Raw genomic sequence first — 10237 nt, 5'->3', positions numbered from 1 at the left:
GTCGACGACGCACCGGCCGGTGCCGTCGCTGCGAAGCCCGCCGTCGCCGAGCCCGCCGTTGCCGAGCCCGCTATTGCCGAGCCAGTCGCCGTGAAGCCCGCCGTGGAGCCCGTCGCCGTTAAGCCCGTCACCGTGAAGCCCGTCACTGAGAGGCCCGTCCCGGCAGAGCCCGCCGTCGACGCCACCATGGTGCTGCCAATCGCCCCTGCCACCCCCGCACCCTCCGGCGACGACGAGACCGCCGTCTTGACGACGCCGGCAACGCCGGATTCCGACGACACCGTGGTGCTGACCGCGGCACCGGCGACGAACGCCCGTGCCGCCGAGCCTGACCGGCAGTCGAGGCGACCGTTCTGGCGGTTGCCCATGTTCGCTCCGAAGCAGACCGAGGCGGTGTCCCCGGACCCCGCTGCAGGGTCCGCCCCGACCGACCCCGGCGCAGCAGCGCGCACGGAGGCCGTGGCACCCGCGAGCCCCGAGGCCGCTGTCGCCCCTGCTCGGCCAACGGCGCCCGTCGTCATGGCCGCAGACACCGCCAGCCATGCCACCGCGGTCCCGGAACCCGTCGTCGGTGCCACGGCACAGCGCATCCCGCCGGTCGTGCGCAAGCCGCTGGCCCCGCGTACCGGCGCATCCGCGGTCATCGGTGCGCTCACACCCGTGGAGATCGCGGTCAGCGGCCTGAACAAGCGCTTCGGCCAGAACGTCGCCGTCGCCGACGTCAACCTCGAGGTTCGGGCCGGGTCGTTCTACGGCATCGTCGGTCCCAACGGTGCGGGCAAGACCACCACGCTGTCGATGATCACCGGGCTGCTGCGGCCGGACTCGGGTTCGATCCAGGTGCACGGCATCGACGTGTGGGCCGACCCGTTCGCCGCCAAGCGCACCATCGGAGTCCTCCCGGACCGGCTTCGGCTGTTCGACAGGCTCACCGGTGCGCAGCTCCTCTACTACTCCGGCGTGCTGCGGGGGCTCGAGAGCGAAACGGTGCGAGCCCGGTCCGCGGACCTGGCTGCGGCGTTCGGTCTCGAGGATGCCCTCAACCGCCTGGTCGCCGACTACTCGGCGGGCATGACCAAAAAGATCGCCCTGGCCTGCGCGATGATCCATTCGCCGCGCGTGCTGGTGCTCGACGAACCATTCGAATCGGTCGACCCGGTGTCGGCCGTGAACGTCACCGAGATCCTGCAGCGCTACGTCGCGGCCGGTGGAACGGTTATTCTCTCCAGCCACGGTATGGACCTCATCCAGCGGGTCTGTGACCACGTGGCGATCATCGTGCAGGGCTCCGTGCTGGCCGCGGGAACTATCGACGAGGTGCGCGGCAACGTGTCACTCGAAGAGCGTTTCGTCGACCTGGCCGGCGGACGAAAGGTTGCGGAGGGCCTGGAGTGGTTGCACAATTTCTCGGACTGAAACTGAGGCTCCTCGCCAATCTGTTCCGGCGTAGCCCCTGGCAGGTCGTGGGAGTGGTGCTCGGTCTGCTCTACGGGCTGCTCGTCGCTGCGGCCCTGGTGGCCATGCTCATCGCGTTCCGGTTCGTCGACGACATCGGCGCCATCCGGGACGGTCTCACCGTCGCCGGCTCGCTCGTGGTGCTCGGATTCTTCCTCGTGCCGCTCGTCTTCGGCGTCGACGACAGCATGGACCCGCGCAAGTTCGCCACCCTGGGCATCCCGAACAAGCAGCTGTCATTCGGCCTCGCCGTGTCCGCACTGGTCGGCGTTCCGGCGACCACGCTCGCGCTGGTGCTACTGGGCACCATCGTGACCTGGTCCAGGGGAGGGGGGGAGATCCTGTTCGCCACTGCGGCGGCCGCGCTGCTGCTGGCGACCTGCATGCTCGCCTCCAGGGTGAGCACGTCCATCTCCGCGTTCCTGCTCTCCACCCGCCGGGCCCGCGAGTTCACCGGCATCCTCGGCATCCTGCTGATCGTCATGATCACCCCTGTGGTGGTCTTGCTGGTCAACGTGGACTGGAGCAAGTACGGGCTGGACATGCTCGGCGGTTTCGCGAGCATCCTCGGCTGGACGCCGCTGGGCGCGGCTTGGGCCGTGCCGGGTGACGCCGCTGTCGGGGACTGGGGGATAGCCTTCCTCAAACTCCTCATCGCCGCGGCGACCGTGTACCTGCTCTGGCTCGCCTGGCAGGGTCTGGTGGCCCGGATGCTCGTCACGCCGGGCCGCGAGGCGCAGGCCAAGGCTTACGGCGGTCTGGGCTGGTTCGACCGGATGCCGCACAACCCGATCGGTGCCATCGCCGCCCGCAGCATCACCTACTGGGGCCGCGACCCGCGGTACTGGGTCTCGCTGATCATGATCCCGATCGTGCCGGTCCTGGTCATCCTGCCTCTCGTCTTCGCCGGGATGCCCTTCGAATACCTCGTCCTCGTTCCCGTACCGCTCATGTGCGTCTTCCTCGGCTGGACGCTGCACAACGACGTCGCCTATGACCACACCGCCATCTGGCTGCACGTGGTCTCCGGACCGCGCGGGGTGGCCGACCGCGTCGGCCGGCTCGTTCCAGCGCTCTTCGTGGGCATCCCGTTGATCGGGCTCGGCTCGGCCGGCAGCGTCAGCATTCACGGTGACTGGGCGGTGCTTCCCGGGCTGCTCGGCGTGAGCACCTGCATCCTGCTCGCCGGTCTGGGTTTCTCCAGCTTCACCTCGGCCCGGTTCCCCTACCCGGCGACAAAGCCCGGTGACAGCCCATTCGCGCAGCCGCAATCGTCGGATACCGCCGCCGCGATCATCCAGTCATTCACCTTCGTCGGGTCGATCGTCGTGGCCCTGCCGGCCATCGTGTGCGCCGTGCTGGGTGTTTTCGTGGATCCGCTGTGGAACCTGCCGGCTCTGTACTGGGGGCTCGGCATCGGTTTCGTCATGCTGATCGGTGGGGTGTGGCTGGGCTCGCGTACCTTCGAAAGGCGTGGCCCGGAAATGCTCTCCTCCGCATTGCGCGCGTAGCTGCATACACTTGATTCCATGACACACGACATTCGCGCGAGCATCGCAGAGCCCGGCCGCGGCCCCGAAATTGGTGGCGGAACATCCACCCTCGATCGTGAACTCGAGGAACTGCTCAACCAGGAGCAGATCGAGCCCGGCGACCACGAACGTTTTTCGCACTACGTGCCCAAAGACAAGATTCTCGAGTCGGCGATGACCGGCAAACCGGTCAAGGCGCTGTGTGGCAAGAAGTGGCTGCCGGGCCGCGACCCGGAGAAGTTCCCGGTCTGCCCGACCTGCAAGTCCATCTACGAAAAGATGAAGCAGGACTAACCGGTCGCTAGCGGTACGCCGTCGGGATGACGGCGTCGCCGCGGCCGAGCCTGAACGCGTCGATCGGCAGCTCCCGCATGGCCGCGGCGTTCTGCTCGCGGGCCAGCCGGGTCCCGGCTGCGCCCAGGTAGCGCTCGTCGACAACCCCGGCCTCCATGAGCGGCACCAGCAGCGGCCGCTCCGTGGCACCGGCGCTGCTGGGTTCGTGGGCCGCAACCGGTGCGTCCGTCGGGCCGTTCGTCGCCACCATGACAATTTCTTCTCGGGCGGTGCCGGTCGCGTCCAGCAGTCGCAGGGCGCTCTTGCGCCCGCCGACCGACGCCTTCGAGGCCGAGGTTTTCGCCACCGAGACCCACTCGTCTGCCGCGTTCTTGTGCGCCACCAGCTTGTAGACCATGCCGGCCGCCGGAGCGCCGGACCCGGTCACGAGCGAGGTGCCCACCCCGAACGCATCAACCGGCGACGCCGAGAGCGCCGCGATCGAGTACTCGTCCAGGTCGCTGGTGACGGTGATCTGGGTGTTCACGGCGCCGAGCGAGTCCAGCTGGGCGCGCGCGGCGGCGGCGACGGTGGGCAGGTCGCCGGAGTCGATGCGGATCGAGCCCAACCCGGTGCCGGCCGCGGATACGGCCAGTTCGATGCCGCGCTCGATGTTGTAGGTGTCAACGAGCAACGTGGTCGACGCGCCGAACGCATCCACCTGGGCGCGGAACGCGTCCTCTTCGGTGTCGTGCAGCAGCGTGAAGGAATGGGCGGCGGTGCCCATGGTGGGAATTCCCCAGCTGCGGCCGGCTTCGAGGTTGCTGGTGGAGGCGAACCCGGCGATGTACGCGGCGCGCGCCGCGGCCACGGCGGAGTGTTCGCCCGTGCGACGGGATCCCATCTCGGCCAGCGGCCGGCCCAGGCTCACCGACACCATGCGGGCGGCGGCGCTGGCCACGGCGCTGTCGTAGTTGAGCACGCTGAGGATCAGGGTCTCGAGCACGACGCACTCGGCGAAGGTGCCGTCGACCTGGATCAGCGGGGAGCCCGGGAAATAGGCGTCGCCTTCCCGGTAACCCCAGATGTTGCCGCTGAAGGAGTAGTCCGCCAGCCAGTCGAGGGTGGGCGGGCGCACCACGTTGTTGGCGCGCAGCCAGTCGAGTTCGGCGTCGCCGAACCTGAAATCACGGATCAGCTCGAGCAGCCGGCCGGTGCCGGCCACGATCCCGTACCGCCGGCCCGCGGGCAGCCGCCGGGCGAAGGCCTCGAACATGCACTCACGGTTCGCGGTGCCGCTCTGGATCGCGGCATCCACCATGGTGAGTTCGTAGCGGTCGGTTCGAAAGGCAGAAGTCTCGGTCACGCGAGAAGCCTAGCTGCCCGCCGCGGCCCGGGCAGTGCACACTCTCCCGCCGCCGAGATGCGCGAAACGGCCCCTTCACATGCGTCGAAGGGGCCGTTTTCGGCAATTCGCGGTGCCTGGTGCGGCCTACAGGGCGCCGAAGGCGACGATGCAGTTCTGGCCGCCGAAGCCGAACGCGTTGACCAGCGCGTGCTTGATGGGCTGGATGCGCGCGGTGAGCGGCGTGTAGTCCAGGGTGCAATCCGGGTCGGGAGTGCGCAGGTTGATCGTGGGCGGAACGATGCCGTTCTTGATCGACAGGGCGCCGACCAGGGCGGACAGGGCTCCGGCGGCGCCGATCATGTGCCCGGTCATCGACTTCGGCGCGGTGATGGAGATCTTGTCGGCGAAGTGGCGCAGCGAATTGCGGATGGCCAGGGTCTCCGCCTTGTCGTTGGCCTGGGTGGAGGTGCCGTGGGCCACGATCATGTCGATGTCGGCCGGGTTGAGCCGGCTCCGGTCCAGGGCGCGGGTGATGGCCTGGCTGGCGTAGGTGCCCGACGGGTCGGGCGCCACGATGCTGAAGCCGTCGCTGGTGAGGGCTCCGCCGAGCACCTCCGCGTAGACACGGGCCCCGCGGGCGCGGGCGTGGGAGAGCAGCTCCATGACGAACACCACGGCACCCTCGCCGAAGACCAGGCCGTTGCGGTTCGCGTCGAACGGGCGGCTGGCCTCGGTGGGTTCGTCGTTGTGGGTGGACGCGGCGTGCATGGCGTTCAACCCGGCGAACATCACCGGGGTGATGGCGGCCTCGACCCCGCCGGCGATGACGACGTCTGCGTCGCCGGTGACGAGCATGGTGCGGGCCTCGAGAAGGGCGTAGGCGCCGCTCGCGCAGGCCAGGGCGCTGGCGTTCACCGGGCCGTGCACGCCCAGGTCGATGGCGATCTCGCAGGCGGCCATGTTCATCAGCGACTGCGGAACGAAGCGGGGGGAGATGCGGCGGGGGCTGCCGGCGTTGACGTGCTCGGTGGCATCCTGGATCTCGGCGTAGCCGGACACGGCGCTGTTGACGATGACGCCGGTGTGGATGCCCTCCATCGAGGGGCCGAAGCCGGCGTCCGCCACGGCCTCGCGAGCGGCGGCGATGGCCAGCTGCGACGCACGGGAGGCGCGCTTGACCTGCTTGATCGACATCCGGGTGGCCGGGTCGAAGCCCGTGACCTCTCCGGCGATCTGGGTGGGCAGGTCGGTGGCATCGAACTGCGTGATGCGGGCCACGCCGCTGCGACCGTTGGTCAGCCCGTCCCAGGTTTCAGTCCACGAATTACCGAGGGGCGTCAGCGCACCCAGGCCAGTGATTACGACTCGATCATTCATGACGATCATCTCCTCAGACGGCGCGAGGGACGTCTCCGGTGGCGGGCTCTGCCTGGTTGGCCTGGCCCATATGCCGAGTGTAGTTACGGCTATATTCCGCCCCACGTACGTTGGGCCGTTCTGGGCATATGGCGGTGTCCAGCATGGCCGAAGGCCGAACCCGGCTAGGCTTGATCGACGTGACTGATGCACCGATTGGGATTTTCGACTCCGGGGTCGGCGGACTAACCGTCGCCCGGGCTATCAAGGACCAACTGCCCAACGAGTCGATCCTCTATATCGGCGACACCGCTCATTCGCCCTACGGGCCGAAGAAGATCGCCGACGTACGCGAGTACGCACTCGAGGTGCTCGACGACCTGGTGTCCCAGGATGTGAAGTTGCTGGTAATCGCCTGCAACACCGCTTCGGCCGCCGTGTTGCGGGATGCCAGGGAGCGCTACAGCGTTCCGGTGATCGAGGTGATCCAGCCGGCGGTGCGCCGTGCGGTGGGCACCACGCGCAACAAGAGGGTCGGTGTGGTCGGCACGGCGGGCACCGTGAACTCCCGGGCCTACAACGACGCGTTCGCCGCGGCCACCGACATCCAGCTGTTCTCGCAGGCCTGCCCGCGCTTCGTGGAGTTCGTCGAATCCGGCGTCACCACCGGCGCGGAGGTGCTGCGCGTCGCCGAGGAATACCTCGCACCGCTCAAGGCCGCCGACGTGGACACCCTTGTGCTCGGCTGCACCCACTATCCGTTCCTGCGCGGCGTCATCTCCTATGTCATGGGTGACGCGGTGACGCTGGTCTCCAGCCACACCGAGACCGCCAACGACGTCTACAGGGTGCTGGTGGGCCAGGGCCTCGAACGGGTGGATGCCGCCCCGCCAAGCTACCGCTACGAGGCCACCGGCGACAGCGCCGACGACTTCCTCCGACTCGCCCACCGCCTGCTCGGCCCGGAGATCTCCCACGTGGACCTCGTCGCGACCGGCACCATCAGCCTCAGCGAGGTGACCAGACTGGCCGCCTCGACCGCCCCATCCCGCCTATTCAGCCCCCGTCCTTCCAAGGAGAACCCGTGACCGACATCCTGCGCGCCGATGGCCGCACCAACGACCAGCTGCGCCCCGTCACCATCGAACGCGGCTGGAGCGACCAGGCTGAGGGATCCGCACTGATCTCCTTCGGCCGCACCAAGGTGCTCGCCACGGCGTCGTTCACCAACGGAGTGCCGCGCTGGATGGCCGGTAAGGGCAAGGGCTGGGTCACCGCCGAGTACTCGATGCTGCCCCGCTCGACGAACTCCCGCATGGACCGCGAGTCGGTCAAGGGCCGCATCGGCGGCCGCACCCACGAGATCAGCCGGCTGATCGGCCGGAGCCTGCGCGCCGTCGTCGACATGAAGGCGCTCGGCGAGAACACCATCGTCATCGACTGCGACGTGCTGCAGGCCGACGGCGGCACCCGCACCGCCGCCATCACCGGCGCCTACGTGGCCCTGGCCGACGCCCTCGAATGGGGACGCGAGAAGAAGTTCATCGCCCAGAAGGCGCAGCCGCTCACCGACAGCGTCGCCGCCGTCTCGGTGGGCATCATCGCCGGCGTGCCGATGCTCGACCTCGCCTACACCGAGGACGTTCGCGCCGAGACCGACATGAACGTCGTCGTCACGGGCCGCGGCAAGTTCATCGAGGTTCAGGGCACGGCCGAGGGCGCTCCCTTCGACCGCAGCGAGCTGGACTCCCTGCTCGACCTGGCACTCGGCGGGGCGATCACGCTCACCGATCTGCAGAAGACCACGCTGGGCCGCTGACATGCGCGTCGTTCTCGCCACCCACAACGCCCACAAGGTCGAGGAGCTGCGTCGCATCCTGGCGCCGATGCTGCCGGGCCTGGAGGTGCTGGCCTACGACGGTCCGGAGCCGGTCGAGAACGGTGCGACGTTCACCGAGAACGCGCTGATCAAGGCGCGCGCCGCCGCCGCGCACACCGGCCTGCCCGCGATCGCGGATGACTCGGGCATCTGCGTGGACGTGTTGGGCGGCGCACCCGGTATCTTCTCGGCCCGGTGGGGCGGACCGGCGCGGGACTCCGAGGAGAACCTGCGTCTGCTGCTCTGGCAGCTCAGCGACATGACCGACGAGCACCGGGCCGGCCACTTCACCTGCGTGGCCGCGCTGGCGTTGCCGAACGGCGTGGAGCGGGCGGTCACGGGGGAGTGGCCCGGCCGGATCCTGCGTGAACCGGCCGGCGCCGGCGGGTTCGGCTACGACCCCATCTTCCAGCCGGACGGCCACACCGTGTCGGCCGCCGAGCTGCCCGCAGACGTGAAGAACGCCGTGAGCCACCGGGCCATCGCGTTCGCGGCGCTAGGGCCGGTGCTATCCGAGCTTTTGGGCGCCTGACCGGCGAATATCGTTCGCCTGGTTAGGCGAACCTGAGCTGCTGAGAACGGCACTCATTCCCAACTAGCCGCCGGGCTGGCTTTCGCCGGGGCGGGCTCGTAGCGTTGAAGCATGGGCCACGATCACGCATCCGCTTCGACGAGCAATCGCTCGCGCCTGTCGATCGTTATCGGCCTGGTCGCGGCGGTACTCGTCGTCGAAATCGTGGGCGCCTGGTTCACCGGATCCCTGGCCCTACTCGCCGACGCCGGCCACATGTTCTCCGACCTGGCCGGTCTGATCATCGCCCTCACGGCCACCGTCGTCGCGGCCCGCCCCGCCACCGACCGGCAGACCTTCGGCTACCAACGGGCCGAGGTGTTCGGTGCGCTGCTCAACGGCCTGATCCTGCTCGTGGTGGCGGGCTTCGTGGTCGTCGGCGCGATCAGCCGGCTGACCTCCGGCGCCCCCGCTGAGGTTCTGGCGGCCCCGATGCTTGTCGTGGCCGTGGTCGGCCTTCTGGCCAACATCGTCGGGATCCTGCTGCTGCGTCCGGCCGCGGCCGGGTCGATCAACATGCGCGGCGCCTACCTCGAGGTGCTCGGCGATGCGTTGGGATCGGTGGCCGTGATCGTGGCCGCGGTCGTCATCCTGCTGACCGGCTTCGCGCAGGCCGACGCCATCGCCTCACTGGTGATCGCCGCGATGATCGTGCCGCGGGCCTTCGGGCTGCTGCGCGACGTGGTGCGGGTGTTCAGCGAGTCGGCCCCGGCGGACACCGACGTGCGGGCGATCCGGGAACACCTCGAGGGCACCGCAGGTGTGGTGGCCGTGCACGACGTGCACGTGTGGGCGATCACCTCGGGCTCGCATGTGTTCAGCGCGCACATCGTGGTCGAACCGGAGCTGCTGGCGGCCGGGAAGTCGGGCGCACTGCTGCGTGAGCTGTCCGGATGCCTCTCCGACCACTTCGACGTCGAGCACTCCACGTTCCAGCTCGAGCCGGCCGATCACGCGGCGGATGCCGAACACGAGCACCACTCGCACCGCTGAGCGGGCAGGCGGGTGTCAGGCCTCGTGCTTGCCGTCGTTGTCGGTGTTGAAGGTCTCGGGGTCGAGCACGAGCTTCTTCGGGTCGATGGTCACGCCGGCGCGGGCCTCGCGGCGGGCCTTCACGGTTGACTGCACGTAGTGGTAGATCGTGGGGAGCAGGGTGAGCACGACGGCGCCCAGCAGGATCAGGTCTATGTAGTCGCGCACGAAGTCGGCCAGCGGTGGGATGTAGCCCAGGAAGTAACCGAAGAAGGTGAGACCGGCACCCCAGATCATGGCGCCGATGAAGTTGTACAGGCTGTACTTGCGGTAGTCCATGTGCCCGACACCCGCGGCGACCGGGGCGAAGGTGCGCACGATCGGCACGAAGCGGGCGGCGATCACGGCGAAACCGCCGAAGCGCACGAAGAAAGCGTTCGTGCGTTGCACGTTCTTCACGCTGAACAGGCCGGATTCCTTGCGTTCGAACACCCGCGGGCCGAGCCGGTGGCCGATCAGGTAGCCCACCTCGCCGCCGATGAAGGCGGCACCGCCGATGGCCAAAGCCACCCACCAGATGTCGATGGTGATGATGTCGAAGAAGACGAACAGGCCGGTGATCACCAGAAGGGTGTCGCCGGGGAGCAGGAAACCGATCAGCAGACCGGTCTCGGCGAAGACGATCGCGCACACACCAAGCAACGCCCAGGGACCGAAACCGTTGATGAGGATCTCGGGGTCGAGCCAGGGGATGAGTGCTGTGTTAATCACGAAGAAAACTCCAGTCGTCGGCGGCTAGATCGGCCAGTCGGCGGTGATCGCTTGCGTCGCTACAGGTTAGCGCGTTCTGG

10 protein-coding genes are annotated in these 10237 nt (G+C 68.5%); 7 read left to right on the top strand and 3 right to left on the bottom strand.

Annotation, left to right across the window (positions count from 1 at the left end; translation table 11 throughout):
• From CXY76_RS19800 to CXY76_RS01650, 3 genes are all read left to right on the top strand, one after another.
• A partial coding sequence (locus CXY76_RS19800) for an ATP-binding cassette domain-containing protein (protein ID WP_369826044.1) occupies positions 1 to 1416 on the top strand: 1416 nt, incomplete at its 5' end.
• Positions 1392 to 2966, top strand: coding sequence for a hypothetical protein (locus CXY76_RS01655; protein ID WP_199190165.1), 1575 nt, complete (start codon positions 1392 to 1394; stop codon positions 2964 to 2966). The genes CXY76_RS19800 and CXY76_RS01655, both read left to right, overlap by 25 nt.
• Before the next feature lie 18 nt (positions 2967 to 2984).
• Positions 2985 to 3281: a DUF3039 domain-containing protein gene (locus CXY76_RS01650; RefSeq protein WP_104162532.1), complete on the top strand. Its 297-nt coding sequence runs from the start codon at positions 2985 to 2987 to the stop codon at positions 3279 to 3281.
• A 7-nt stretch (positions 3282 to 3288) separates the two neighbouring features.
• Here CXY76_RS01650 and CXY76_RS01645 read toward each other — a convergent pair whose 3' ends face one another.
• Positions 3289 to 4626, bottom strand: a complete 1338-nt coding sequence (locus CXY76_RS01645) for a nicotinate phosphoribosyltransferase (RefSeq protein ID WP_104162531.1) — start codon at positions 4624 to 4626, stop codon at positions 3289 to 3291.
• A 126-nt stretch (positions 4627 to 4752) separates the two neighbouring features.
• Positions 4753 to 5985 (bottom strand): beta-ketoacyl synthase, encoded by a 1233-nt coding sequence (locus CXY76_RS01640; protein ID WP_199190164.1) that lies wholly within the window; start codon positions 5983 to 5985, stop codon positions 4753 to 4755.
• Between the two features lie 179 nt (positions 5986 to 6164).
• Here CXY76_RS01640 and murI point away from each other — a divergent pair, with 179 nt between their 5' ends.
• From murI to CXY76_RS01620, 4 genes are all read left to right on the top strand, one after another.
• Positions 6165 to 7052, top strand: coding sequence for a glutamate racemase (gene murI, locus CXY76_RS01635; RefSeq protein WP_104162538.1), 888 nt, complete (start codon positions 6165 to 6167; stop codon positions 7050 to 7052).
• Entirely contained in the window at positions 7049 to 7783 is a 735-nt protein-coding gene (rph, locus tag CXY76_RS01630) for a ribonuclease PH (protein WP_104162529.1), read from the top strand. The genes murI and rph overlap by 4 nt, the downstream gene beginning before the upstream one ends.
• Position 7784: 1 nt before the next feature.
• Positions 7785 to 8375 (top strand): RdgB/HAM1 family non-canonical purine NTP pyrophosphatase, encoded by a 591-nt coding sequence (rdgB, locus tag CXY76_RS01625; RefSeq protein ID WP_104162528.1) that lies wholly within the window; start codon positions 7785 to 7787, stop codon positions 8373 to 8375.
• A gap of 111 nt (positions 8376 to 8486) precedes the next feature.
• Positions 8487 to 9407: a cation diffusion facilitator family transporter gene (locus CXY76_RS01620; protein ID WP_104162527.1), complete on the top strand. Its 921-nt coding sequence runs from the start codon at positions 8487 to 8489 to the stop codon at positions 9405 to 9407.
• A 15-nt stretch (positions 9408 to 9422) separates the two neighbouring features.
• On the opposite strand, the gene CXY76_RS01615 is transcribed toward CXY76_RS01620, so the two are convergent.
• Positions 9423 to 10154, bottom strand: a complete 732-nt coding sequence (locus tag CXY76_RS01615) for a DedA family protein (RefSeq protein WP_369826045.1) — start codon at positions 10152 to 10154, stop codon at positions 9423 to 9425.
• Positions 10155 to 10237: the final 83 nt, after the last annotated feature.

The organism is Cryobacterium sp. N22, from assembly GCF_002929555.1.
Classification (GTDB): Bacteria; Actinomycetota; Actinomycetes; order Actinomycetales; family Microbacteriaceae; genus Cryobacterium.
This window is presented reverse-complemented; position numbering and strand designations above follow the sequence as displayed.